This window comes from Scytonema sp. UIC 10036 (assembly GCF_009725235.1).
In genome coordinates, this window is sequence record NZ_WJFC01000043.1 from 51,325 (window position 1) to 76,848 (window position 25,524).

Here is a 25,524-nt window from a genome sequence, read left to right on the forward strand (position 1 = left end):
GACTCAATCGCAACCAATTTTTTCTCTGAAAAAGTCGAAAAATTCTATAGAAAATTTACAAGAAAAATTTCCGGATTATTGTATTATGAATAAACAAGGAAGCGCTCATCTTGCTCAGGAGCACTTCCTAGTAAAATTAATAAAAACATTAATTACTGGAGTAATCTTAGCATGACTAAAGCGCCAGCAACAGCTCCTGATGGGAATTTTTCTGAAACAGTTGCACAAGAAGTTCAATATCTCATCCGTAGACTCGCTAAACCGGGGAAAAACTTGATAAAGGAAGTTATCAGCGAGATTGGCTACACAAACCCCGTTACATTACTTGGAGCCGCCAAAGTTGGTCAATTGTTGCTTTTTCTTCAAGAAAAACTCAAACCCAAACAGTATGAAGAAGCTTTAGCTGACTCTTTGGGATGGATAGCGGGTATTGCCAACCACTTGTTGAAGCTAGCACCCATACTTGGAAGCTTCACGACTAAACAACTGGATAAAATCAATCACAACCTCTCCCTCTCAGCACTCTATAAGTTAGCAACAGGTCGCACACCGATTGATGTTATCAAGTCGGTGCTGGAAAAAGCATATACCCAAGCGGTATCGAAGAAAGATATTCAAGTTGAAACTAAGAAATATAAAGATAACCAACCCAAAAAAGAGCCAACGCCATGGAGATACGTGGGTCAAGGTAGAGAATACCAACCTCCCAGAATTTCTGAAAACGCGGGCTTGGTTGTGGAACAACTGAGCAAACAAAATGGGACGCCGCGACGTTTTGTCATGGAAGAGGCAGTTTTGTTACTAGCAGAGAAATTTCAGCAGACGGTTCTCACTGTGGCTTAGCTTTTGCTAGCAAAAAATTATCGATGAAAGCTTGCTGAATAAGCGTCGCAAGAAGTCGGGTTGAAATTGGCACTATCAGACGTCACAGTGGGTGCAGCCGCTACCAAAGTTACATTATTGTTGGCATCAATTATCCAACCTTTGGCTTCCACAATTTCAGGAGGAGAAGTGTTAGCGGAGGTGTTACCAAGTGGCTAAATTGTTTATTAAACCTCACAAACATCTATAAAGCTTTCAAATTATGGGAAATCATGTCACCGAAAATAAGGAAGGAGGAAGAAGAAAGACCGAAGTTGGAAAGAATTTTCCTGATTCTCTTTCTCTCTTCCTCCTTCCTAAGGTAGAAGCCCCTCAATTTATTGATGGAAAAGTAAGATTTTGTTCTTGCCATTTCAAATCCCCTCAATTTATTGATGGGGATACTTCTTCCCTCTTCCCTCTTCCTTCTTACGAGCGTTAAGTTCTGTGGATATTGCCGTCTCAAACGGCACTTTCAGTACAAATCATGTCATTTTTGTGAAATCTACGTGGAGTGCGGTATGATTTGTATATAATTAATTTCTAGTTGAGCTTTAAATAAATGACATTAAAGCTCTGAGAAATCTTAAATGTAAAACAGAAGCATGACTAAGTTGAGGTAGTAAAATATTTGAGATGATGATGGAATTGTAAATATCCATTATGTTTTCTTTGCTAATCGGTGTAAAATGAGATAGATTCATTACAAAAAATCAAATTTCTACAGTCAAAGCAGTATGAACACAGGAGGTGATAATAGCGTGGCACTCAGAAAACAGAAGGGACATTTCTTGATTAATGAAGCCATGGTCGGTGTAATTGAAACAAAACACCCTGGTTATGTAGAGGCAACACAAAAGCTATTTAATTCAGTTGTGATGTTTTATGTGAAGGTGATGGGAGTAGATGTAGAAAAATGCCTGAGTGTATCCGTATCAGATTTATACCAAGTCTATGAATCTCTAACTATTACAAATAAAAAACGGGCTGAGGTGCCACATCCGATACCTTTTAAAGATGTTCCCAAAGATTTCAGACGTGCTGCCATCAAAAAAGCGTTCGGCATTGTTAAATCTCATGATAGTAATTTAAAACGTTGGCAACAACGCATTGAGAGAGCAAATCAAGCTAAAACACTCAAGAAAAAAACTCGACTCAAAAAGAAAGCAGGAAAACCGCCAACATTACCGACATCAACTAACTTCCCGACACAGTTTTACTCTTCGATGTTTGGGCAAGATACAGGCGACTCTATAGTTGTAAAGCTGTGGACTGGATCAAGTTGGGTGAAAGAAAAATTCCTCTACAAGTGTCGAGAATTACCATCGGGGTATCAAAAAAGTACAATGTCACTGATGATATCAAATGGGAAACTTAACATATGTTGGGTGATTCAAAAACTCACTCCAAGTCAGGGGAAATTAGATGAGCAAATTCAAGCTTATGGCAAACTCCGAGTTCTCAGCATCGATTTAAATTTATCCGACCCAATCGTCGTTGCCAAGGTGCTAGAAGGGTACGAAGATACGGGCGTTGTTGAAGAAATAACCACTCTTCGCCTTCAAGGAAACAATCGCTTATCTCATCTTAGGAAGCGCTACCTAGGACTAATTGCCAAAGCTAAAAAGCTCACGAATACGCATACAGAGTTAGGGAATTCACCGCCAAAGCGAATGTGTGCGACTTTGTGGGAGCGAATCAAAAATCTTGAGAAAGATTTGATTGAAAAAATCTCAAATACTCTTGTAGAGTTCGCTCTAAAATATCAGTGTCAGTTAATCGTTTTTGAAAACTTAAAAAGTTTAAAAGCTCTCAAAGGTAAATACTCACATCGGAGTAATATCAAGCGTTCAAACTGGATAGCAAAGAAAATTCAAAAACGAACTGAACACAAAGCGCTGGCACGTTATTCGATTTATACAACACGCATTAACCCTGCTTACACTTCAATCACTGATGCGTTTCTGGGTGGGAAATGCCTACGTGGTTCTCAAGTCGGAAGTTTAAACTTATATTTGTGGAGCGAGAGAGGTTTAGGAAAGTTGGTCAAGACTCCAGAGGGGAAAATTTATGACTCTGGGGATAACGCCGCTAGAAACATCGCCTTAAAATATCTAGTCGGCAAGTTTAAAAAGCCTGTGGTACTAAAACACCCTGGTTTGGCATCGGGTTGTGTGGCGTGGTTGCCGTTGCCTGATGCCAAGGGAACTGTGCTGATTCCCAGTTGGTGTGCGCTGTAGTCTAGCTAATTGCTACTAGATACCCAATCAATATAGTAGCCGCCAGTTCGGTCGTCTATGCTTGGGTGTATCAGAAAGGCCAATTAAGATGAAATATTTGATAAGGTTTGTCAACTTTGTTAGGTATTTTTACAGCACTTATCAAGTGGAGCGATCGCTAATATCTAGAGACTGAGCCGCGATCTTAATATTGCCACTATTCCCCTTTGTATTATTATTAACTAAATTTTGGATCGCGCTCGACAGCTTAAGAGCGATCGCATCAGTCGCATTGAGCGTAACATCTCCTGCTGTGTTGTCAACGGCTCCTCTATCTTCTCTGACCCCAGCTAAAAGACCACTTCCTCCTACAATATCTATCTTTCTACTGTTGACAGCAATACTACCTCCACCAGACGCGCTGACATCGACTTGTGCTCCATTGGAAAGTAATACATCTGCTCTGTGTACGGATGCAGGATAACTTAAACTCAAATTATTGCCATCGACAAACAGCCCCACTATTCCCAATTCTGCCAAGCCGCCCAACTCCACTCTTCCACCCGCAGCCCGTAATCTTGCACCATCAAGCCTGACATCACCGCCTACGAGTGCTAATGTGTTCCCAGGCTGCACCTGTAAACCAACAATTTCACCACTGCTATTCTTTGCTTGAGATTGATTGAGTATGCTTTCTGGATTCTTCCCATACTGCAAACCAATGGGAACACTCACTCCCTACTGCAATGCGTAAGAACCAGCCAGTCCAAGTCTTGTTCAAACCAGACATTTTTCCCCCAAGCATTGCAGTAGTTTTGTAAACCTCATTATCATATTTTGATAGAAGTTTTACACAAATTTCAGTATTGTTTTCCTAAAGTTTCACAAAGTTTTTTTTACTTAACTATTTATAAGTGTAGAAGCACCCCTATATAAGTAAATTTTATTACTGGTCACTGCTCACTGGTCACTGCTCACTGTTAACGCGACGCTTTAGTTTTAGCAATCCCACTGCTCCTACGCCCAAAAGAGCAAGAGCACTTGTGGGTTCTGGTATATAAGCTTTATCATCTAGATTGTTTTTACCTACATCAACGACAAACACCACGTCATTGAAATCGCGATCGCTGGCAATAGTACCATTTCCTCCCGCTAAAGAACCCTGCGGTCCAAACAGATCCTCAAATCCGACTAAAAGGTAATTGTTATACTCATAAGCAACTATATGATTCAAACCATCCGGATTCTGAGTCGCATCTTCACCGTAAATATTTTTGACATTTGTGACTGGGTTCGTACCACCTGTGTCTTGCGGATTAGCTCCATTTGTTCTTAACCAAAAATTGAGATGCGAACCTCCAGCGACTGTTCCCAAATCAACATAATCCCCAACGTTTAAAGTCCCATTGCTCTCAGGCTTTTCGCAGTTATTGTTGTTTCCACTAATACATGAAGCATCTTGAAAAACCAACTCTGCTTGATAATTTGAACCTTGAATAGCTTCGTAAGCCAATTGATTGCGATAAAAAGCACCTTCGTTGAGAAACCAAACACGAACATTACTGTCCGATTTTAGTTGTAATCTAGAGGGGTCTAACCTTCTGACTTGATTGTCGGGTATCGACATTCCTTCTGGTTGCACAAATTGCTGAAATTGCGGAATGAGCGTTTGAAAGCCTGATACGTCGGTTGCTCTTGGTTGAACCTGATTTGCTACCAAGTTATTCCATTCCGAAGTATTGTTCAATGAGGCTGCACTGACGGGCGCTACCACGGAAAAGATAGGAAGTGCAGTAGCTATAGCAGCAAAAACCTCTGTTAAGCAATTTTTTTTCATGAAACCCCTTTTGTGTTTTGCAACAAGGTAACAAAGTTGTTCGCTTAATTGGAGCGCTAACTTTGACTCCAGTATCTTACGTTAATTAATCACTTTGATTTCAGTATCTATAAAAAGTAACAAGTATCAAGGATGAAGGATAAAATGTTTCAAGAAAATATTATTCTACTCCCTAAATATATCTAAGTGGAGTTTACTTTATACTTTATCCTTTATATTTCAGACTTTATCAGTTATGGATTTAGCATCACCTAGCACTGAGTCTTCTGCTGCTTCTGATATTCGACTGCTTGTCTTAGACGTTGATGGCACCATTGCAGGAAAATCTAATACAATCAGCGAAAGAGTCAAGCAGGCAATTTTTGCAGTGCAAGCGCGGGGAATTCAAGTCGCGATCGCAACAGGACGTATGTATCGTTCGGCTTTGCGATTTCATCAAGAAATTTGTTCTGACCTACCATTAATAGCTTACCAAGGCGCTTGGATTCAAGATCCCGTTACCCAACACCTTCACAGTCATTTGCCTGTTTCCGAACACACTGCACTCAAACTTCTAGATTATTTTGAACAACCCGAACTACGCCAACTTTTATCCGTACATTTCTACATTGATGACCAACTTTATGTTAGAGAGGTAACAGAGGAAACGAAACTTTACGCTCAACGTTCGGGTATAACTCCTATCGCTGTAGGCGATTTACGCCTCTTTTGTCACCATAAACCTACAAAAGTCTTAGCTTTGTGCGATGACAAAAGTGTCATCGAGCAGTTATTGGGAAATTTACGCCGTCAGTACACGCCTGCAGAACTGTATCTCACCACTTCTGTTGCTACATTCTTTGAAGCAACTCATCCGCTTGCCAATAAGGGACTTGGAGTGCGTTATTTAGCTGAAGAACTGCTAGGGCTGCAAAGAGCAAACGTGATGAGTGTTGGTGACAATTTTAACGATGCGGAAATGTTAGAGTATGCTGGCATTGGTATCGCTATGGGTAATGCGCCAGCAGGAGTACAACGTTTAGCTCAATGGGTAGCTCCTGATGTAGAGGAAGATGGCGTAGCTGTTGCCATTGAAAATTTTTACTTTTTTAAAAAGGTTGGTTGTTGGTGTTGGTTGTTGGTTGTTGTTGTTGGTTGTTAGTTGTTGGTTGTTAGTTGTTGGTTGTTGGTTGTTAGTTGCTAGTTGTTTTTACTACTACCTACTAACCACTAACCACTAACCACTAACCACTAACACTAACACTAACCACTAACCACTAACCACTAACCACTAACTAAAAATCAGAAAGAGCACCGACGACTGGCCGTGTTTCGTCTCGGTGCTCTCGCTGGTTCGCTCCTCACACATCAAGAAATATACACTATGTTTCTTGGTGTGTCAATAGTCTTTTGAGAAGTTTTATATTTTTCCTAAAAAAAGGAAACGAGGAACGAGGACCAATGACACTTGACCAATGACCAATGACACTTGACCAATGACAAATGACTCCCTCTAAATTTCATAATTCTTGCGGGGCAGAAATACGGAACTTTTCTTCCAGTAATAATTGCAACACAGTCTGAGTTACCATAACCAATCCGAGTCGCGCTTGTGCGAGTTCGGGAGAAGTTTTTTTGACTTCTCCGAAGATACGACACTGACACCAAAAAGTTTCAAAGGCTTGACTGAGTTCTAATGCAGCTTTTTCCCAGTTGACTGATTTAGGACGATGCTCCCAAAGGGTGCCGTCTAAGGGGCGATCGCAACACAACAATTGGTCTGTCACTTTTACCAGTTGATTGATGAGGCGGTAGGACGCTAGTTGGTCGAATCGTAGTTTTTCATAATTGTCAAGCCAAGGAATAACGTCAGGGATAAAAATATTTGACGAACCAATTTTATCTTCTTTAAGTTTTATTAACCCCTCTTGTATCGCTAAGCGCAAAAGAGAGCAACATCGTGCATGAGCATACTGAGTAGTAAATAGGGTATCGGGGATTGGGTACTGGGGATTAAGAGATAAGGGAGACATGGGGGACAAGGAGGACTTGATAGACAAGGTAGAATTTTCGCCCAAGTCTACCCCCTCTTCCTTGTCCCCCAGTCTCTTAATAAAACTTTGTAACCAAGTAGCTAAAACTACATGGCTCACTTCTAGATGAATCCAACCGGGAGGAACAATTTTAATTATTAAATCATTGTCATAACTTTTTGATTTATGAGAAATTAATCCGCTAGCTATCTCCAAAGGAGGTAATTTCTCAGATTTCGCTAGTTTTAAGACTATACCTGAGATATAAAAAACTTTCTTATCATTTCTACCTTGAGATAGAGGAATATTTTGCTCTAATATGCATCCTCTTTGGTGGGAGGCAGTATAAATACTTAACAGTGATGATAATTTACTATATACTAGCTGCTTGATAGCTGTGTATTTGCAACTAGGTAATTTTTGATGCACGCAGCCCTCAGAAAATAAAATTCTGCCATCTTGTACTATTATCTCATGTCATCTTTCCGAAGACATAAGTTTATTCTATGGGAAGAAAATTAGAATTATGCAAAATTTAATTAATTAGGGGTAAATTTTACTACCTTCATTGTACAGTAAGATGTATAACAAAAAGAGTAGATGCTAAATTGTCTACTTTTTTCATGGCTGGCACTGTTAGGATTAATGCTTGAAGTGCCAACACGAAGACACTCCTTGCACCCATTTTTAACGTCTTTGTCTTCAGCCGAACGCTCTTTGTTACCTATGCAATCTCCATCCTCCTTTTCTGAGGCATCTCGTCCTTTTTTGACTTGGCAACGGATTCTTGACTGGGCTCAAGAACACTATCGCTGCCGCACCTTTAGCAAAGATGAGCGCATTCCAGCCCGTCCTGGATTGCTGTACTTGGTGCAAAGGGGCGCGATCCGCATGGTGGGAACGGCCCAAGTCAGCGCCACCGCAAGTCAGCTCACCTCTCGACGCATCAACAGAACACCAGAAGAAGCTTTTCTAGGTTTTGTGGGTGCCGGTCAGCCCTTTGAAATTGTTGCTCAGTCACCATTTACACTCCAGTCTTACGCCCACGTAGACCAAACAGCAGTGCTGTGGATGTACTGGCACGATTTAGACAACTGGCCTCACTTCCGTCGGGAAGTTATGGACGCTTTTAGATATCAGCACCAGCGCAAACTGCTGTGGCTGAGTGCTCTAGGACAACGCCGCACAATTGACCGTCTCTTAGGATTCCTCACACTGCTTATTGAGGAATACGGAGAGCCTGCAATGAGTGAAACCGATCCCGACGTGATTCGCGGCTATTGCCTGCCTTTCCCCCTCACTCATGCCCAAATTGGCAGTGCCATTGGCTCAACGCGTGTCACCGTCACCCGCTTGATGGGCAAATTGCGTCAACGCGGTTTAATTCTCACTCAAGGCGATAATCTCATTTGCTTGCCAGCAGAGTCGATTAATAGAGCTAGCTAGCTCTATATGTAGGATGCAGGTGTCAGCGAATTTTGACAAACCCTGCCTGAGTCACAAGTTCCTGTCCCTGCTCAGTGAGCAGTAAGTTAGCGTAAGCCATACCAGCTTGCTGTTCGATTTGCCCGGTTTGTTTGATAACAACAAACAGAGTGCGCGTTATGGGATACCTTCCCGACCGGAAAGCCTCAGTGTTCAACTGATTCCGTTTACCAGGACATTCATCGGGGAGAACAAACGGTTCTTGATAGGGAGCAACAAGTTGCCCCTGTGTTCTCCCTAGAGGTAAAGGCTTGATTGAACATTGAGGAACCACCTCGGGAGCAGAGGCGTAGTATATGCCACCGGGACTCCCGGTCAAATTTTGCAGCGCTTGGGTGGTTGTGCTGACAAACACTACATTTTGTCCAAAAGGTTCACCGCCCAAAATGTCTTGCACGAACTGTTCTACAGTACCGCCATCAGAAATTCGACGGGAAAAAGCTTTAAGCGGGACATCGGGACCACCAAGCTCTTTCCAATTTGTAACTTTGCCAGTGTAAATGGACTTTAACTGGTTGATAGTCAATCCGGAAATATTCAAGTTGGGATTTACTGCTACAGCCAAACCGTCGATGGCTACTGGAATTTGTTCGAGTGTAAATCCTCGTTGCTGGGCAATTCTTTTTTCCTTATCGTTTAGGGGACGGGAAGACTGAGCAAAGACCAGTTGACCATCAATCAAAGACTTTATACCGGTCCCAGAACCAGGGGTTTCTCCCTTAGGTTGTACGTACTGCAAGCGAAACTCCGGTCGTGCTGATTGAATTGTAGGATCGACCAATCCTCGGATCGGTGCCCAAGAAGTACTTCCTCCATATTTAAATGTTCCTATGGGGACGTTTTGGACAGAGGCGAAAGTCTTACCAATTGGTTCTCGTGAAACTGTATTACTCCCATCGTTACCAGAACCTGCGTTTTTGGAAAAGGTTTGACTGAGATTCAAGTTTGAGTTTCTGCTGAACCACCAGTAACCACCAGCTATTAACCCTACCGTAATCAGTAGGGACAGGAGCAAAATAGGTGTTTCTTTGTTTTGTGACATGGTAATTTGCTAATTGCTAATTGCTAATTGTTAATTGTTAATTGCTAATTGTTACTTTTTTCTTAGCCGTTAGCCATTAGCCATTAGCCGTTAGCCATTAGCCATTAGCCATTAGCCATTAGCCATTAGCCATTAACGAATTCTCACAAATCCAGCTTTAGCAATTAATTCTTGAGCTTGGTTTGTCAGCATGAGATTGGCGTAAGCTTCTCCTGCTTGTTGGTCACTGTTACCTTCTTGTTTAACAATTACAAATAATCTTCGGGTAATAGGGTATCGATCTTTCTGAAAAGCAACTGCGTTCAGTTGGTTCCGTTGTTTTGGACACTCAGATAACGGAATGAATGGTTCCTGATAAGGTGGTACAAATGTATCTGAGGTTTTTCCTAGCGGTAGGGGTTTAACTGTACATTGTCCGACAACTTCAGGTGCGGAAGCATAGTAAATACCACCTCGGTTTCTCGCGACTTCTTGCAAAGCTTGTGTTGTAGTAGAAATGTACTGTGTGTTAGTTCCAAACTTTTCTCCGCCTAAAACATTGTCGCTGAAAAACTCAACAGTTCCCCCTTCTTCCAAACGCCGGGAGTAAGCTGTGATGGGTAAATCGGGACCTCCTAAGGATTTCCAGTTGGTAGTTTTTCCCGTGTAAATGTCTTTGATTTGGGCGACGGTTAAACCTGGTACATTGAGGTCTGGATGAACTGCGATCGCAATCCCATCAAGTGCTACTGGAACTTCTCGCAGTGTAAAGCCTCTTGCGATCGCTTGCTGATACTCTTCGTTTTTGATTGGGCGCGAAGACTGAGAAAAAGCTAGCTGGTTATTGAGAAGCATTTTTATACCACTTCCAGAACCAGGTGCGCCAGCCGTAGGATCGGTGTACCGCAGTTGAAATTCAGGAAAGACAGTTTGAATTGCTGGATCGACATCTTTTCTGATTGGTGCCCAAGTTGTGCTACCACCATAACTAAATAATCCTGATGGCACTTTTGGTACTTGGGAAAAAGTTTGGTAATTCAATTGTTTGACTTGCCATGTCCCCTTACTACTAAAAGAACTCGCGATGATACCAGAAGTACTCAGCCACCAATAAACTATGCCTAATAATCCCAATGTAATTACTAGAGTTAGAGCTAAAACTGCTGTTTCGTTCTTAGCTGCCATAAATCTTAGTGGATAGTGGTTAGTGGATAGTGGATAGTGGATAGTGGTTAGTGGTCTTTTAAACTACAAATAAAAGTATTAGCATTTCGGAATATAAAGTTATTTGTTTTTTTTTCACCAACAACTAACCACTAACCACTAACTTTTGTAATTATAGTAATAGTGATAACAGTTTGTAAATTAAACGGAACAGTGCAGTGGTGGCGATCGCTACCAAACTCCCTGCAACGGGTATAATTATTAACTGTTGAAGGCTCAATCCATAGTGTAAAAAGGGGACAAAGTAAATAATTGCAAAACTGATAGCTGGAATAATTAATAAATCCCATCTTTCAATCCATCGTTTAATTTGAGCAAATATAAGTATTGTTAAAATGAGGGCTGAACCTCCTAGAGCAAACAAAGGGGATTTTAATAAACTGAATAAAGCTATAGCAATTAATCCACTTTCAAACCCACTAAATGCTGCACTGCCTAATATTTCTATTATAGAAAATGGTTGTATGGTTGTTCTGGTTGGTGTTTGTAAAGGATTTGGTGACTGACGGCGGGGGCGGATGCTTGTGGGGGGTATACTTCCCACAGGTGTATCTAAAACTTGTAAAACTTCCTGTGCAGACTGATAGCGTTGACTGGCTGCAGCTTGGAGCATTTTATCTAGAATGTTCGCAAGGTGAGGACTAACAGTTATGCGATTGCGCCATTTCCACTGGTTGCTATAGGCATCAAATAATCGAGTCACGTCTTGTTCGCCTGTTAACAGTATGACAAGAGTGACAGCTAAGGCGTATAAATCTGTAGATGGAAAGATTTGACCCCCTGACATTTGCTCTGGAGGTGCAAATCCCATGGAGTAGATACCAGTTGAAGGAGTATTAGTACCAATAGGGGAGTTGGCAATTTGTTTGACTGCGCCAAAATCTAGCAAGTAGAGTTTCCCGTTGCGATGGCGCATGATGTTGGAGGGTTTAATGTCTCTGTGAATAATGTTTGCGTTGTGGACAAACTTCAGAACTTTCAGAATTTCTCGCAGAATTTCTAATACCTCTTGTTCGGAAAATTGACCTTTTTGAATTAATTCTTCTTCTAAATTTTGTCCGTCTATATACTCTTGGACTAGGTAAAAAAATTGTTCTTGCTGTCCGGTTTGTGAACTGGGAGCTAATAGGGGAAAAAAGGCAAACAAGTCGGGGATTTGCTCGTGCTGATTGCCTATCTGTTCTAAAACTTCTGCTTCTCGTACAAATAAATCTTGTGCCAGTTGCAGTTGGGTTGGAGTGAGATTTCCCGCAGGTTGAAATTGCTTGACGACACATTGTCGCATTCCTGGCGTGTAGCGATCGCGTGCCAAGAATGCGGCTCCGAATCCCCCTTTGCCTAACAGCTTGATTGGCAAATAGCGGCCCACCAAAATTAGAGGCATTCCGCAAGCCGTGCAATATTTTTGCTGTGCTGTTCTGAGAGTTGCGTTATCATCTAAATCTGGAAAATAATTTTGCGGACGAGGGCAGTGCGGACGGGTACAGTAAATTTCCATAATTTATTATTGGTCATTAGTCAATAGTCATTAGTCATTTGTACTGTAGACTAAGGACAAAGGACAAAGGACTAAGAACAAAGGACTAATGACTACATCTTAATCATCTTCGTCGCTGTGATTTCCTCCATCTAATACACTGACTGCCATGGCTTTCGGTACAGATTTTAACAACTCTAGATTCCATCCTGGGGTAGCAAACTGAGGTAGAATTTCCCGACTAAATGCTTCTGCTGCTTTGGATCTGTAGCGATTGGGATTAAAAATCAACCTTAGCATCCGTTTGACGATGACCCCTTCTATAGGCGCACAGTGCAGCAGTCCCATTTGTAATTCTTTAGCAATTGCTGAAGTTGAGACAAAAGCTGCTCCCAAACCAGATTGAACGGCATTTTTAATAGCTTCTATGGAATTAAGTTCCATTTCAACTTTAAAACGCCGCGTATCAATATCGGCGCGTGCTAGCACTTGGTCAATGACCTTGCGAATGGTAGATTGCGAATCCAAAGCTATGAATTGCAGTTTATATAGGTCTTCTCTGTGAATTGTTTCTACTTTGGAAAAGGGATGGGAGATAGGTACAATCAGCGCTAGCTCATCTTCAGCGTAAGGAACGATTTCTAAAGATTCCACTAGTTCCGCAGGAATTTCACCACCAATGATGGCTAAATCGATTTGTCCGTTTGCTACGCTCCAGGCGGTTCTGCGGGTGGAATGGACGTGTAATTGAACCGCCACATCCGGATATTTTTGTCGGAACATCCCAATCATTCGGGGTAAAAGGTAAGTCCCCGTGGTTTGAGAAGCTCCCACAATCAGAGTACCGCCTTGCAGATTTTGTAAATCTTCAATAGCGCGACAAGTTTCCTGACACAAGCTGAGAATTTTTTCCCCGTAGCTCAGAAGTAAATGTCCGGCTTCGGTTAATTGAGCACGGCGTCCCCCACGGTCAAATAATGGGACATCGAGTTGCCGCTCTAAGTTTTGCACTTGCAAACTCACGGCAGGTTGAGAAACGTAAAGGCTGTCAGCGGCGCGCTTGAAGCTCCCTTCTGCAGCGATCGCTTTCAGAATACGTAGTTGGTCTAAGGTGAAAGGAAGGTCAGACATAAGGCTAAACCCACGAACAAGAAAGGAGCAGCAATCTTTTACAAACCAGCGTAATAAGCCTTCACAGTTGGGTGAGATTAAGAATGCATCTTAATACGTAGAGGCTGTTTCGATAAAGACAGTAGCATATCATCTTGACTAAAGTCTCCTTTTCTACTCTTCAAATCCTGAGAAATGGGTGGTGACACTTTACTGGTCAGGTGGTCAGTGGTCAGGTGTCACTGGTCAGGGGAGATTTTTTACATAGTTTGTGGTATTCGTTGTACTAAATTTGGTTTTCTTTAACTTACTTCATTTGTGTATATGATGTTGCCGGGTTGGTTAACCCTTAGTCATTTTGTCATGCTTGGGCTACTCTTGGGTTTTGCGATTGTCCACAGTGGAGGGGCTGCCTTGCGTCCTTGGGCAGAAAAACACATTGGATGTAGGCTTTATCGCATTCTTTTTGCGCTGGCTAGCCTGCCTTTGGCTGTGATACTCATCGTTTACTTTTTTAACCACCGCTATGATGGTCTACAGCTTTGGAACGTCCAAGGCGTATCAGGCATAGCGCAATTGGTATGGGTGCTGTCGGCAATTTCGTTTTTCTTTTTATATCCTGCTACATTCAATCTACTAGAAATTGCTGCTATCCAAAAGCCCCAAGTTTATCTGTACGAGACTGGTATCATCCGCATCACTCGTCATCCGCAGATGGTAGGGCAAGTTATTTGGTGTATTGCTCATACTCTTTGGCTCGGTACCAGTTTTACTCTTGTCACTTCCGTAGGGTTAGTGTTACACCATTTATTTGGGGTGTGGCATGGCGATCGCCGTTTGAGCGATCGTTATGGTGAAGCCTTTGAAAAAGTGAAACAGCGGACATCTATCGTTCCTTTAGCAGCTGTTATCGACAAACGTCAATCTCTCGTTTGGCAGGAATTTTTTCGTCTGTCATATGTAGGAATTATTATCTTCGTGCTGCTACTTTGGTGGTCGCATCCCTTGTTAATTCAAGCAACAGCCAGAATAAAGTTATGATTCTAACACAAACCTAATTTTCTATAGCCGTCGATTTGATACTTATCCCATAAAATCATATTCAACTGCTACCAAATCAATGTACGATGAAGTGAGACTAGTACTGAATGAGGGTCTTCCTCTGCAGGAAACTAGTGAGTCCAATGGGCGAAGTAGCTGTCAGTGAGGGGGCGTTTAGTTTTGAAATTTGTACATTTGGTAGTTGTTTAACAATTACTAGAATAGGAAAAAGACTTGATAAACAGCCATTTTCTCTTCTATAATCAGTAAACACTGATTAAAATGGAAATAAGTAAGCTTGTAGTTTGGGGTATGTCTAAAGTACGATTTACCCCGAGTTGCCAACACTCATCCTAATTTTTGGCTCTTTAGTAGCATGGCAAGTACTTGAGAAAATTCTCAATTAAGTGTCAGGAACTCCAAAAGTTTAGATAGTTCTCTAGGCGATATATCTCTAGAGGAGATGGTGTGCTAGACGTGGCTAGCTCAAGCCCTAAAAAACTTGAGCAGACTACCGCATCAAGGATTTTTTCTTCGTTATGGTACGTAAGTCATAAAATTTGAGTCCCTCTCCAAAAATCCTTGCCAATTTTAGTACTGTAAAACTTGGCAATCAAACTGCTAAGTAGATATTCAGATAGCAGTGAGCAGCGAGCCGGTCAAAATTTTCTGACATTTTACTGGTTGTTCTCTAGTGACATAATTCGCATCTGTGCTGAATTTATTGCACAGTCGTGACACTATTGCTCCTTCTGCTGACAGCTTAGTTAATAACAAAAGTGTTTACTTCTAGAGGCATCATGGTGTTGTCGGTAAGTGAGCGGACATTTACTCAAGAAGTTTTAGAATCCCCAATTCCTGTTTTAGTCAATTTTGAAGCACCTTGGTGTGGTTTGTGTAAAATTATTCAGCCGTTACTGTTGCAGTTCAAATCCCAATGCGGAGACCAAATTAAATTGGTCAACGTCAATGCTGATGATAACTTCAAACTAGCGACTACCTATCGACTCAAATCACTGCCAACGCTACTTTTAATAGAAAACGGCATAGTCAGACAGCGTTTAGAAAGTTTTCGCGGGCGGGAAGATTTGCTTCAAGCCTTAGAAGAAATCAAAATCTGCTACATCAATCGACCCAAAACCTATAAAAAATCAAAAATTGCCGATTTAAATTGTAGGTCAGCGTGATTGGTTGGTTGTTAGTTGTTGGTTGTAAAAAAAGCTACTAACCACTAACCACTAACCACTAACCACTAACCACTAACCACTAACCAAAATATAAAACCAACCTTAATTACCCCACCCAATTACTGCCGGGTGGGGTATTTTATCAAAGAGGGTGTGTGTCACAATTATTAACAGTTCCGACAAATTAATCAACAAAAGGACGAAGTATGGAGTATTAAGGATGAAGTATGAAGTGTGAAGTAAGGATAGAATGGCAAATTTATCCTCAATCCTTAATTCTTTATCCTTAACCCTTGATACTTTATCCTGTCCACTTCACACTTCTTTAAGTCAAGAATTCTAAAAGTAGGCGTCAGTGATGGAAGTAATCTATGAGTATGCATGGCTGATTCCGGTATTGCCCCTTCTTGGAGCAATGCTGGTCGGTCTGGGGTTACTCTCGTTGAATCAAGTAACTAACAGCTTGCGAAAGTTAAATGCGTCACTCATCATATCCCTTATGGGAGCCGCGATGGGTCTTTCGTTTGCTTTGTTATGGAGTCAAATTCAAGGACACCCCTCTTATACCCGTACCTTAGAGTGGGCTGCAGCAGGTAATTTTCACCTGACCATGGGTTATACGATTGACCATCTGGCAGCCCTGATGTTAGTTATTGTGACGACTGTAGCCTTCCTGGTAATGGTTTATACAGATGGCTACATGGCTCATGACCCAGGTTATGTCCGGTTTTACGCCTATCTCAGCTTGTTCGGTTCCTCAATGTTGGGTTTGGTAGTCAGCCCCAACTTAGTACAGGTTTATATCTTCTGGGAACTGGTTGGGATGTGTTCCTACCTGTTGGTCGGTTTTTGGTACGATCGCAAATCAGCTGCAGATGCGTGTCAGAAAGCGTTTGTAACTAACCGTGTGGGAGACTTTGGGTTGCTCTTAGGCATGCTAGGGCTGTTCTGGGCAACGGGAAGCTTTGATTTTGAGGTAATGGGCATTCGTCTTGGAGAACTCGTTCAGAACGGTTCTGTAAGCAATTTCCTTGCCGTATTGTTTGCGATTTTAGTTTTCCTCGGTCCGGTTGCCAAATCTGCCCAATTCCCGCTTCACGTGTGGTTGCCAGATGCGATGGAAGGTCCAACCCCCATCTCAGCCCTGATCCATGCAGCAACAATGGTGGCAGCAGGCGTTTTCCTAGTTGCCCGGATGTATCCAGTTTTTGAACATGTTCCGGCGGCAATGAATGTAATTGCCTACACCGGAGCACTCACAGCGTTTTTGGGTGCGACAATTGCGATTACTCAAAACGACATCAAAAAAGGTTTGGCATATTCCACCATCTCCCAACTGGGTTACATGGTGATGGCAATGGGAGTAGGTGCATACACCGCAGGGCTGTTTCACCTGATGACCCATGCCTACTTTAAGGCGATGCTGTTCCTTGGTTCCGGTTCAGTGATTCACGGTATGGAAGGAGTCGTCGGTCACGACCCCGCTTTGGCACAAGATGTCAGGTTGATGGGTGGGCTGCGGAAGTATATGCCAGTGACGGCATTTACCTTTTTGATTGGTTGCTTGGCAATTGCTGGTGTTCCGCCCTTTGCTGGTTTCTGGTCAAAAGATGAAATCCTTGGGGCAGCCTTTAACGCGAATCCAATTCTATGGTTTGTTGGTTGGCTGACTGCAGGAATCACCGCGTTTTATATGTTCCGGATGTACCTAACTACCTTTGAAGGTAAATTCCGGGGCAATCAAACTGATAAGTGGGAAAAACTCAAGTCACCCATCGGGATGGCACTGGTAACAGGTTTTGATACAAAACGTGCTTTTGGCCCCGGTGCAATGACCAAGGGAGAACTCGAAGATTCTTCCGAACACCAATACCATCATGATGACCACGGACACGAAGCACACGGTCACGGACACAGTGAATATCCCCATGAATCACCGTGGACAATGACCCTGCCGTTAGTTGTTTTGGCATTTCCTTCCATGCTCATTGGTTTGTTAGGCACTCCTTTTGCCAACTACTTTGAGGAGTTCATCTACTCACCCAATGAAACATTAGAGGAAGTGGTAGAAAAAGCAGCTTCGTTCAACCCAACGGAGTTCTACATTATGGCAGGAAGTTCAGTAGGAATTTCCTTGATTGGGATTATCCTGGCTCTGCTAACATACTCCTGGGCAAAAATCAACCCCGTAGAGATAGCGGCAAAAGTGAAACCACTTTACGAGTTCTCCTTAAACAAGTGGTACTTTGACGACATCTACCACCGCGTATTTGTCATTGGTTTGCGTCGTCTGGCGAGACAAGTCATGGAAGTTGACTTCCGTGTAGTTGACGGTGCGGTAAACCTCACTGGATTTTTCACCCTCGTCAGTGGTGAAGGTCTAAAGTACTTAGAAAATGGTCGCGCTCAATTCTATGCCTTAATCGTTTTTGGGGCGGTGTTGGGGTTAGTGATTGTTTTCGGTGTGACTTGATAATCACCTGACCAGTTACCAGTTCATCGATCGCCTTCCTCGTTCCCAGCCTGAGGCTGGGAATGCGTATTTGTGGGCTGCTGCCCTAGAGGCTCTGCCTCAATTGTGTTACAGGAGGCGGAGCCTCCCAAGCGTGCATTCCCAGGTTCTACCTGGGAACGAGGGGAGGAAGGATATGTAAATTTATGTAACGCCCAATGCCCAATGCCCAATGCCCAATGCCCAATGCCCAATCCGATTTTGTTAAATCAACCTAAGAATGAAGCGCAAAACCCGCAAAAACTGTTAGTAAATAGGCTAGTAGTTGATAGCCGAACCTTATAGTTGCTGACTGACGACTTGTGATGAATACAGCAAATTTTCCATGGTTGACGACGATTATTCTTTTCCCGATAGCGGCGTCACTGCTAGTTCCCTTGATTCCTGATAAAGAAGGCAAAACAGTACGCTGGTATGCCCTAATCGTAGGGTTGATAGATTTTGCATTGATTGTATACGCTTTTTACAGTGGATACGATTTTTCCAATCCGGACTTACAGTTGTTTGAGAGTTACAGCTGGATTCCGCAACTCGGTTTGAATTGGTCAGTAGGGGCAGATGGTTTATCTATGCCCCTTATTATTTTGACTGGATTCATTACCACACTGGCGATGCTAGCAGCGTGGCCCGTGACGCTTAAGCCAAGGTTGTTTTACTTTTTGATGCTGGCGATGTACGGCGGACAGATTGCCGTATTCGCCGTACAGGACATACTCCTGTTTTTCTTGGTTTGGGAACTGGAATTGGTACCAGTTTATATTCTGCTTTCCATTTGGGGCGGTAAAAAACGGCAATATGCGGCAACCAAGTTTATTCTTTACACTGCTGGTGGTTCGCTGTTTATCTTAATTGCTGGTTTGACAATGGCGTTTCACGGCGGTACTGTCACTTTTGACATGCAAGCGCTGGCTGCCAAAGATTACGCAATCAATTTGCAACTGTGGCTTTATGCTGCGTTTTTGATTGCTTATGCTGTCAAATTGCCAATTTTCCCGTTGCATACTTGGTTGCCAGATGCCCACGGTGAAGCAACAGCCCCCGTACACATGTTGCTGGCTGGTGTTCTGTTGAAAATGGGCGGTTATGCTTTGATTCGCATGAATGCCCAAATGCTACCAGACGCCCATGTTATATTTGCTCCCGTGTTGGTGATTTTGGGTATCGTAAATATTATTTACGCTGCCCTCACATCATTTGCCCAACGCAATTTGAAGCGGAAAATTGCTTACTCTTCAATTTCTCACATGGGTTTTGTGGCAATTGGTATTGCTTCCTTCACCGACTTGGGTTTGAATGGAGCGATGCTGCAAATGGTTTCCCATGGGTTGATTGGGGCGAGTTTGTTCTTCTTGGTAGGAGCAACTTACGATCGCACTCACACCCTGATGCTGGATGAAATGGGTGGTGTTGGTAAGAAAATGGGTAAGATGTTCGCCATGTGGACAACTTGTTCGTTGGCATCCCTAGCATTACCTGGAATGAGTGGTTTTGTTGCCGAGTTGATGGTTTTTGTTGGGTTTTCCACCAGTGATGCCTATAACCCCACCTTTAAAGTTATTGTGGTGTTCTTGATGGCAGTGGGTGTGATTTTGACTCCAATTTATCTCCTGTCCATGTTGCGGGAGATTTTCTACGGTAAAGAGAACGAAGAATTAGTGGCTCATCAAAAGCTGATCGATGCCGAACCCCGCGAAATCTTTATCATTGCCTGTTTGTTGGTACCAATTATTGGTATTGGATTGTATCCTAAGATACTAACTCAGGTCTATGATGCCAGCACGATACAGCTAACTGCACGGTTGAGAGATTCCATACCCGCGTTGGCTGACGAAAAAGCACCTGCGGTATCTTTTAATGCTCCTGCTATTGGAAATTAGATGTTGGATTTTAAGTCAATTTGATTTGAGGGGCGGGTTTTGTACCTGCCTTTTTTTACAAACTAATGAACCGCAGATGAACGCTGATGGACGCTGATAAGATTTTCTTATGCTAAAATTATGGAAATTGTACGGCTTATAAACGTACTATTAGGGAAAGAAAACATAAGAAAAGTCGTCCACAATGCCCGATAAGCAAAAACTTGACAAAACAGAAGACAGGCGTAGCAAACCGGAACGCCTAGAAGCGCGTCTTACCCTCGAGCAGAAGGAATTGTTGCAGAGGGCAGCAGATCTTGAAGGGAGAAGCCTGACCGATTTCGTAGTCAGTCATGCTCAGATTGCTGCATTACGGACGATTGAAGAACACACCATTATCAAACTCAGTCGAGAAGATAGCAAGGCTTTTATTGATGCTCTCCTTAATCCTCCAGCGTTACATCCCGATGAACCTTTAGCGCGAGCGATCGGACATTACAAGGACAGCATGGGGCTGGGATGAGTGTTCCGTCTTTTACATACACCATTGAATTGCTGAACTCTGACCATAATCGACGAGATTTTCGGTGCGGAACTGAAGCCCTCGACCGTTACCTACAAGAACAAGCACGTCAGGATTTAAAGCGTTATGTAGCAACACCATTTGTACTGAGCGATCGAGATTCAGAACGAATAGCAGGTTATTACACGTTGGCTGCTACATCAATTCAGGTAGAAGATTTACCGGACGCGATCCGTGCAAAACTGCCCAGGTATCCTCTCATCCCAGCAACGCTGTTGGGCAGGCAGGCTGTCGATGAACGCTATCAGGGACAAGGGCTGGGGGCATTTTTGCTTGTCGATGCGCTTAGGCGAAGTTTGATGAGTGAAATCGCATCAATGGCTGTGGTGGTAGACGCTAAGGATGAGAAGTACGGGCTTTTTATGAACATCATCGATTTACTCCGTTTTTTAACCAGCCCCAACGGTTGTACTTGCCTATGGCAGTGATTGCTAAACAGTTCAGTTCAGCTCTGTAGGAATTATATGGGAGGCGGAGCCTCAAGTAAGGCATTCCCAGGCGGAGCCTGGGAACGAGGTTGAGGGGTCAAGTCTATATATTGGAAATATTAAATACCTAAACCTTGAACTGATAATTCAGGTGGATGCTCTACTATAAATTGGTAGTATATTTCTCGCTTTGCTTGAGCTGACAGAGTTAAAGCCCATTCTAATATCCCCATTTCACTTGGTTGAATTTGTGGATTGCTGCGAGTGAGGCGGACTTTGACTTGCTCGTTACGGCTAACTGGTAGTTGTTCGGTGAGTTTTAAAGATGTTTCTCGATCCAATAAGTTGGTAATGATAATACGATAACCGTAAGTAATCCTGCGATTGTTACCTATTAATTTTTTATCAACTTGACGCTCAACTAAGTCACGCTCAATATTCAAACTTTCATCAATACCTAAGTTTAACTTGAATTCTTGACCGGGTGCAGTATTTTCTAATCGAGTTGTTCCTACAAAAGTGTTGTCTCGAAAAATATTTGCTTTGCCTGCTAGTAAAGTTGCTCCATTTGTACTGTTCTTGACGTTCGCTTGTAGATAGGCGAAGCTTACCAAACGGGGTGCTGCTACATACTCAAATTGGCAGGGGTAGTCATCTTTGAAAATTGTCGTTTTATGGGGTGCGCCGTCACTGGGAATGTGAGTGTTGCTATTTAATTTAAAATTAACTGCACTTCCTTCTCTGGAAATTTCTGCTACAACGCTTTCGGCTTCAATAAAGTTTTCTGGCGATCGCTCGGTATCGATATTATGATTTTCCTCATAGGAAGATTGTGTCATCGCCACTCCTGGTGTGAGTCGGTGCATGGCTTTTGCACGCAGGAGATTTTCTCTTGGACTTGGTACGTCTATAAACCAAGGTTCTGGTTTGGGTGGTAATGTTCGCAGCCCTGGTTTGGCAGTGGAGAGGGTTAAGGCAACACCAATCCAATCTTCTCCAGTACTTTGAGTCACTTCTGCTAGGTAATTGAGGTTGAGGGAATGACTGTTGGTACTGACTGCTAAATCGTAAAGTGGAACCCAACTAGCATTTAGGACTACGTAGGATACTTCTAACTCAAAATCACCTGCACCTTCAGGTTCTACCGCTACAGTCAAGCAAAAATTTTCTTTACCGTGAGAAGTTTGGATTTGTTGTACCTGTTGGCGGAGAATTTCTAACTGCTTGTCTAGTTCTTGCTGTTGAACCTTATAGTCTCCTATTGCGATCGCATACTCGGCATATTGACTGCCTAAAAAGTTCAAGAAATCCAAAGTTTCACTTGGGCTGAGGTTTTTCCGTGACAAACTCTGTGCGAAAGGTTCCTCTGTTTTTTCACGCAAACCTTCTAAAAACTTTGATTGCAAATCCAAAGCATTTATTTGAGCTTGCAGAAAGCGCCTTTCTGTTTCTATCTGTTGGATTTGCCCCTTCAATTGTACAAGCCGCGTTGTTGCTGGTTCGGATGAGAAGACTCTTTCTACACTCACTTGTGACAAGCGTACCGCCACCCTACCCGTACCGCTAACCCTCACTGATTCTGTATCTAAAGTATCTGGTAATTTGGTAACGATTAATTCCCGTTCAAGCCCTGTAAGCGTTACAGCACCCCGTCGTGTTACCAAAGCTTGGTCAGTGTAAACTGTTACTGCAACAATTTCAGTTTCTACTGCTGTCATTTAAGATTTTGGATTTTAGATTGTGGATTTTGGATTGTGGACTTCGGATTGTGAATTGAGAGTTGGAACGACGGTTACCCCATCGCTCCCTTTGCACGATTAAAGAGAGGCTTGAAGAATCTGTCAAACTAGGTTACAAGGTTTTAAACTTCTGCTTTCACTTCGCTCTCATTGACCACAGCATAACTAAAGTCAACAGTTTGAGCCGAATATTGCTTTGCAGATTCTAGCAAATACTCAAAATAAGTACGAGCAACGATAGATAGCTGTTTTCCTGTAGGATAAACCATGTACCAATTCCGTAGAATGGGAAAATTTTCCACATCCAAAACAGTCAAATCTTTGTTCTCAACTAAAGTGTGTCGGGAGAGAACGGAAATTCCCAAACCACCTGCGATCGCATGCTTTATCGCCTCATTACTTCCCAATTCTAGTTTGACTTTTACCGTCACCCCATGCTCATCAAATAATTTTTGCACTGCTCGCCGCGTACCCGAACCTGGTTCGCGCATAATAAAAGGTTCCTCTGAAAGACGTTGAATGGGAATGTTCTTTTCGCCAGCCAAAGGATGATTGATTGGCGCTAAAACAACCAGAGGATTACTTAAAAAGGCTTGATAGCTGACATCCAAATGTTCGGGAACTTGACTCATGATATACAAGTCATCTAAATTGGCTGCCATGCGTTCGAGAATGCCTTCGTGATTTGTCACTTGCAGCGCAATATCAATCCCAGGATAGAGTTGACAAAACGGTCCCAATAACCTAGGGATAAAATATTTTGCTGTGGTGATGACAGCCAGACGCAATTGCCCTCGCTTCAGCCCTTTTAAATCCGCCACTTTCATTTCAAATTGAGAGATTGTCTCAAAAATCTGCCGACAGGTGGCGAACAGCTCCCGTCCTGCTTCCGTCAAATATAAACGCTTTCCTACTTGCTCAAATAACGGCAATCCCACCGATTTTGTCAGTTGCTTGATCTGCATGGAGACAGTGGGCTGGGTAAGAAATAATTCTTCAGCAGCACGAGTGAAGCTCCCATGACGAGCTGCAGCCTCGAACACCTTCAATTGGTGCAGCGTTGCTTGGTTCAAGGGGTATTCTCCTCTAATAACAATAGATATAAATCTAGTATCACTGAATGCTTATGATTAATGCAGCATTCCTATAGTAAAAGTTATGAGTGATATGTATAGATAAAAATTTATCCTTTTTATTAGAAGATTGGTATTTCCTTATAGATAAGACCCGCTATTATCAAAGTTAGTCACAAACAGTAAGACCCCTTCCAACCAAGGCAGCACACCTTGATGGTAATTCAGATGTGTAGTTAGGGCTTTAGCCCTAACTACATTACTTAAAATTACTGGTCACTGGTCAGCGATCGCTCCTCTATAACTTTCATGGGCAATTCCGTTAAGTCTGGTAACTCCAAAAGTTCTGCTTCTCCAACTTGTTCCGTTAAGTTTGGTAACTCCAAAAGTTCTGCTTCTCCAACTTGTTCCTTAAAACTGATTGGCAAATTCAACGGTTGACGTTCCTCTATCCAACAACTAGCCACTGGTAGGGTTTCCTCCAACTCGTCTAGTGGTCTGGGAATAACCATAACCGCATTTAATTCCCCAATGCGTTCTGCTTCATACATCCCAACTTCTACTGCTACGGCTACATTCGCAACAGACCCTCGAATAATAGCCGTACACAAACCCGCACCGATTTTTTCATAGGCTGCTAATTGGACATCAGCCGCTTTGAGCATTGCATCCGCAGCCCCCACCATTGCTGGAAAACCCCGCGTTTCTACCAAACCTATGGCTAGGTTGCTCAAACGACTGTAGCTATCCCCTTGTGAAAGTATGCTAAAACGTTTGGAAATAGGTAGTATCACTTCCAAGTTGGGGAAGGGTCGGGGAATGACCAAGCTGGAAACTTGCTGGTGCATTTGTTCGCCAACTTGAACTCCAGTCTCTACCGCCAAACGTACATCAGCGATCGCACCCCTAACAATAGCAGTACAAAAGCCGCCGCCTATTTTTTCATATCCTACCAGGTGAACCCCAGCAGATTTCAGCATATTATCTGCTATACCCACTATTGCCGGAAAACTTTCAGTAGAAACTAGTCCTAAGGCAGTATCTTTAAAGTCATTTTGACGGTATGATGCCTGCATTTTTTTGTCGATCTTGGATGATATGGGTCTTGCGAATACTCAATTGTGAGTTGCGCTTTCATTGCGTACACACAACAATTAGCACTTCTTCAGCGTGACCGTCATGTACTACTAGAGTAGCTTAAGGATTTTTCTTGTGGGGAAACAACGTAATCATCAGCTGTTGTATGTTTTGTTGCCCGTAAATAAAAGTACCAGTACTAGTTGATGAATTGGTAGAAGCTTCTTCTGTTTTGGTGGAAGCAGAGGACTCAGCAGCATTGGATGGTGGTTGCTCTAGCTCTGTACTTGTTGAACTGGAATGACTTGTTGCAGACAGTTGTGGCTCTTTGGCATCATCAATAAGTTCGGCTCCTAAAGTTATGCGGCGGCTGCTATCTCCAATAACCGAGCCAGGAGCAACAACTTGTCCGGAGTCAACAGAACAATTGAAAACAGTTGTAGCTGCTCCTATACAGGCATTTGCTCCTATTTTGCCTTGTCCAACCATTAAGAAACCCGCTCCAAGGTTTGCGCCTGCTTCTACCTCTAGGGTTCCTTCATGGACTTGGAGAATAGACCCCATGCCAATACAGACCCCCGAACCAATAATAATTTTGCTGTTTGGAGCCGCTTGAAGTATCACACCAGGTGCAATAACAGCACTTGGATGAATAATCACCTCGCCACCAATATAAGAATCAAAGCTATCCCTTAGGCGCAGTGGTGGCACTGACATGGTAACTGTAACCTCTAAATTTTGATGCGGGGTAGACAAGGGAGAGGGGGTAGACAAGGGAGAGG

Annotated in this window: 24 protein-coding genes; 12 read left to right on the plus strand and 12 right to left on the minus strand. The window is 42.8% G+C overall.

Annotated features, from left to right (window positions below; translation table 11 throughout):
- Positions 1–171 precede the first annotated feature (171 nt).
- The 4 genes from F7734_RS21105 to F7734_RS66190 all read left to right on the plus strand — a co-directional run bounded on the left by F7734_RS21105 (position 172) and on the right by F7734_RS66190 (position 3,101).
- Positions 172–843 carry a hypothetical protein gene (locus tag F7734_RS21105; RefSeq protein WP_155746502.1) on the plus strand — a complete coding sequence of 224 codons (672 nt, stop codon included), beginning with the start codon at positions 172–174 and terminating at the stop codon, positions 841–843.
- 66 nt (positions 844–909) lie between these two features.
- The gene (locus F7734_RS65440; RefSeq protein ID WP_279239747.1) at positions 910–1,041 is read left to right on the plus strand and encodes a hypothetical protein; all 132 of its coding nucleotides are present in this window, start codon (positions 910–912) and stop codon (positions 1,039–1,041) included.
- A gap of 43 nt (positions 1,042–1,084) precedes the next feature.
- Positions 1,085–1,303: a hypothetical protein gene (locus F7734_RS21110; RefSeq protein ID WP_155746503.1), complete on the plus strand. Its 219-nt coding sequence runs from the start codon at positions 1,085–1,087 to the stop codon at positions 1,301–1,303.
- A 319-nt stretch (positions 1,304–1,622) separates the two neighbouring features.
- A complete protein-coding gene (locus F7734_RS66190; protein WP_166481775.1) occupies positions 1,623–3,101 on the plus strand; it encodes an IS200/IS605 family accessory protein TnpB-related protein in 1,479 nt (492 codons plus the stop codon).
- A gap of 141 nt (positions 3,102–3,242) precedes the next feature.
- Here F7734_RS66190 and F7734_RS21120 read toward each other — a convergent pair whose 3' ends face one another.
- Together F7734_RS21120 and F7734_RS21125 are read right to left on the minus strand one after the other, a co-directional pair.
- Positions 3,243–3,815 (minus strand): hypothetical protein, encoded by a 573-nt coding sequence (locus F7734_RS21120; protein ID WP_155746504.1) that lies wholly within the window; start codon positions 3,813–3,815, stop codon positions 3,243–3,245.
- Positions 3,816–4,047: 232 nt separating this feature from the next.
- The gene (locus tag F7734_RS21125; RefSeq protein ID WP_155746505.1) at positions 4,048–4,917 is read right to left on the minus strand and encodes a DUF4114 domain-containing protein; all 870 of its coding nucleotides are present in this window, start codon (positions 4,915–4,917) and stop codon (positions 4,048–4,050) included.
- A 235-nt stretch (positions 4,918–5,152) separates the two neighbouring features.
- On the opposite strand from F7734_RS21125, the gene F7734_RS21130 reads away from it, so the two are divergent.
- A complete protein-coding gene (locus F7734_RS21130; RefSeq protein ID WP_155746506.1) occupies positions 5,153–6,058 on the plus strand; it encodes a Cof-type HAD-IIB family hydrolase in 906 nt (301 codons plus the stop codon).
- Between the two features lie 358 nt (positions 6,059–6,416).
- On the opposite strand, the gene F7734_RS21135 is transcribed toward F7734_RS21130, so the two are convergent.
- On the minus strand, positions 6,417–7,358 hold the full coding sequence (locus tag F7734_RS21135) for a DALR anticodon-binding domain-containing protein (RefSeq protein ID WP_166482044.1): 942 nt from the start codon (positions 7,356–7,358) through the stop codon (positions 6,417–6,419).
- A 297-nt stretch (positions 7,359–7,655) separates the two neighbouring features.
- Here F7734_RS21135 and F7734_RS21140 point away from each other — a divergent pair, with 297 nt between their 5' ends.
- Positions 7,656–8,375 (plus strand): Crp/Fnr family transcriptional regulator, encoded by a 720-nt coding sequence (locus F7734_RS21140; RefSeq protein ID WP_011318554.1) that lies wholly within the window; start codon positions 7,656–7,658, stop codon positions 8,373–8,375.
- Positions 8,376–8,397: 22 nt separating this feature from the next.
- Here F7734_RS21140 and F7734_RS21145 read toward each other — a convergent pair whose 3' ends face one another.
- The 4 genes from F7734_RS21145 to F7734_RS21160 all read right to left on the minus strand — a co-directional run bounded on the left by F7734_RS21145 (position 8,398) and on the right by F7734_RS21160 (position 13,267).
- Positions 8,398–9,456, minus strand: a complete 1,059-nt coding sequence (locus F7734_RS21145; protein WP_155746507.1) for a PstS family phosphate ABC transporter substrate-binding protein — start codon at positions 9,454–9,456, stop codon at positions 8,398–8,400.
- Positions 9,457–9,588: 132 nt separating this feature from the next.
- Positions 9,589–10,620 carry a PstS family phosphate ABC transporter substrate-binding protein gene (locus tag F7734_RS21150; protein WP_155746508.1) on the minus strand — a complete coding sequence of 344 codons (1,032 nt, stop codon included), beginning with the start codon at positions 10,618–10,620 and terminating at the stop codon, positions 9,589–9,591.
- Positions 10,621–10,771: 151 nt separating this feature from the next.
- Positions 10,772–12,157, minus strand: a complete 1,386-nt coding sequence (locus F7734_RS21155; RefSeq protein ID WP_155746509.1) for a serine/threonine-protein kinase — start codon at positions 12,155–12,157, stop codon at positions 10,772–10,774.
- Positions 12,158–12,256: 99 nt separating this feature from the next.
- Positions 12,257–13,267, minus strand: a complete 1,011-nt coding sequence (locus tag F7734_RS21160) for a LysR family transcriptional regulator (protein WP_155746510.1) — start codon at positions 13,265–13,267, stop codon at positions 12,257–12,259.
- A gap of 303 nt (positions 13,268–13,570) precedes the next feature.
- Between F7734_RS21160 and F7734_RS21165 the strand changes: the two genes are divergently transcribed.
- The 3 genes from F7734_RS21165 to F7734_RS21175 all read left to right on the plus strand — a co-directional run bounded on the left by F7734_RS21165 (position 13,571) and on the right by F7734_RS21175 (position 17,947).
- Positions 13,571–14,287 carry an NnrU family protein gene (locus F7734_RS21165; RefSeq protein ID WP_155746511.1) on the plus strand — a complete coding sequence of 239 codons (717 nt, stop codon included), beginning with the start codon at positions 13,571–13,573 and terminating at the stop codon, positions 14,285–14,287.
- An 800-nt stretch (positions 14,288–15,087) separates the two neighbouring features.
- The gene (locus F7734_RS21170; RefSeq protein WP_155746512.1) at positions 15,088–15,474 is read left to right on the plus strand and encodes a thioredoxin domain-containing protein; all 387 of its coding nucleotides are present in this window, start codon (positions 15,088–15,090) and stop codon (positions 15,472–15,474) included.
- Positions 15,475–15,832: 358 nt separating this feature from the next.
- On the plus strand, positions 15,833–17,947 hold the full coding sequence (locus F7734_RS21175) for an NAD(P)H-quinone oxidoreductase subunit 5 (RefSeq protein ID WP_155746513.1): 2,115 nt from the start codon (positions 15,833–15,835) through the stop codon (positions 17,945–17,947).
- 23 nt (positions 17,948–17,970) lie between these two features.
- Here the strand turns inward: F7734_RS21175 and F7734_RS21180 are convergent, their stop codons facing one another.
- Complete coding sequence (locus F7734_RS21180) at positions 17,971–18,180, minus strand: hypothetical protein (RefSeq protein ID WP_155746514.1); 210 nt, start codon at positions 18,178–18,180, stop codon at positions 17,971–17,973.
- 111 nt (positions 18,181–18,291) lie between these two features.
- On the opposite strand from F7734_RS21180, the gene ndhD1 reads away from it, so the two are divergent.
- The 3 genes from ndhD1 to F7734_RS21195 all read left to right on the plus strand — a co-directional run bounded on the left by ndhD1 (position 18,292) and on the right by F7734_RS21195 (position 20,853).
- Entirely contained in the window at positions 18,292–19,863 is a 1,572-nt protein-coding gene (gene ndhD1 / locus F7734_RS21185; protein WP_155746524.1) for a photosynthetic/respiratory NAD(P)H-quinone oxidoreductase subunit D1, read from the plus strand.
- 184 nt (positions 19,864–20,047) lie between these two features.
- Complete coding sequence (locus F7734_RS21190) at positions 20,048–20,365, plus strand: DUF1778 domain-containing protein (RefSeq protein ID WP_155746515.1); 318 nt, start codon at positions 20,048–20,050, stop codon at positions 20,363–20,365.
- Positions 20,362–20,853 (plus strand): GNAT family N-acetyltransferase, encoded by a 492-nt coding sequence (locus F7734_RS21195; protein WP_243146999.1) that lies wholly within the window; start codon positions 20,362–20,364, stop codon positions 20,851–20,853. Before F7734_RS21190 ends, F7734_RS21195 begins: the two co-directional genes overlap by 4 nt.
- A 119-nt stretch (positions 20,854–20,972) precedes the next feature.
- On the opposite strand, the gene F7734_RS21200 is transcribed toward F7734_RS21195, so the two are convergent.
- From F7734_RS21200 to F7734_RS21215, 4 genes are all read right to left on the minus strand, one after another.
- Positions 20,973–22,571: a mucoidy inhibitor MuiA family protein gene (locus tag F7734_RS21200; protein ID WP_155746516.1), complete on the minus strand. Its 1,599-nt coding sequence runs from the start codon at positions 22,569–22,571 to the stop codon at positions 20,973–20,975.
- Positions 22,572–22,714: 143 nt separating this feature from the next.
- Entirely contained in the window at positions 22,715–23,665 is a 951-nt protein-coding gene (locus F7734_RS21205; RefSeq protein WP_155746517.1) for a LysR family transcriptional regulator, read from the minus strand.
- A 269-nt stretch (positions 23,666–23,934) separates the two neighbouring features.
- Positions 23,935–24,741, minus strand: coding sequence for a BMC domain-containing protein (locus F7734_RS21210; RefSeq protein ID WP_155746518.1), 807 nt, complete (start codon positions 24,739–24,741; stop codon positions 23,935–23,937).
- A gap of 121 nt (positions 24,742–24,862) precedes the next feature.
- Positions 24,863–25,459 carry a transferase gene (locus F7734_RS21215; protein ID WP_155746519.1) on the minus strand — a complete coding sequence of 199 codons (597 nt, stop codon included), beginning with the start codon at positions 25,457–25,459 and terminating at the stop codon, positions 24,863–24,865.
- Positions 25,460–25,524: the final 65 nt, after the last annotated feature.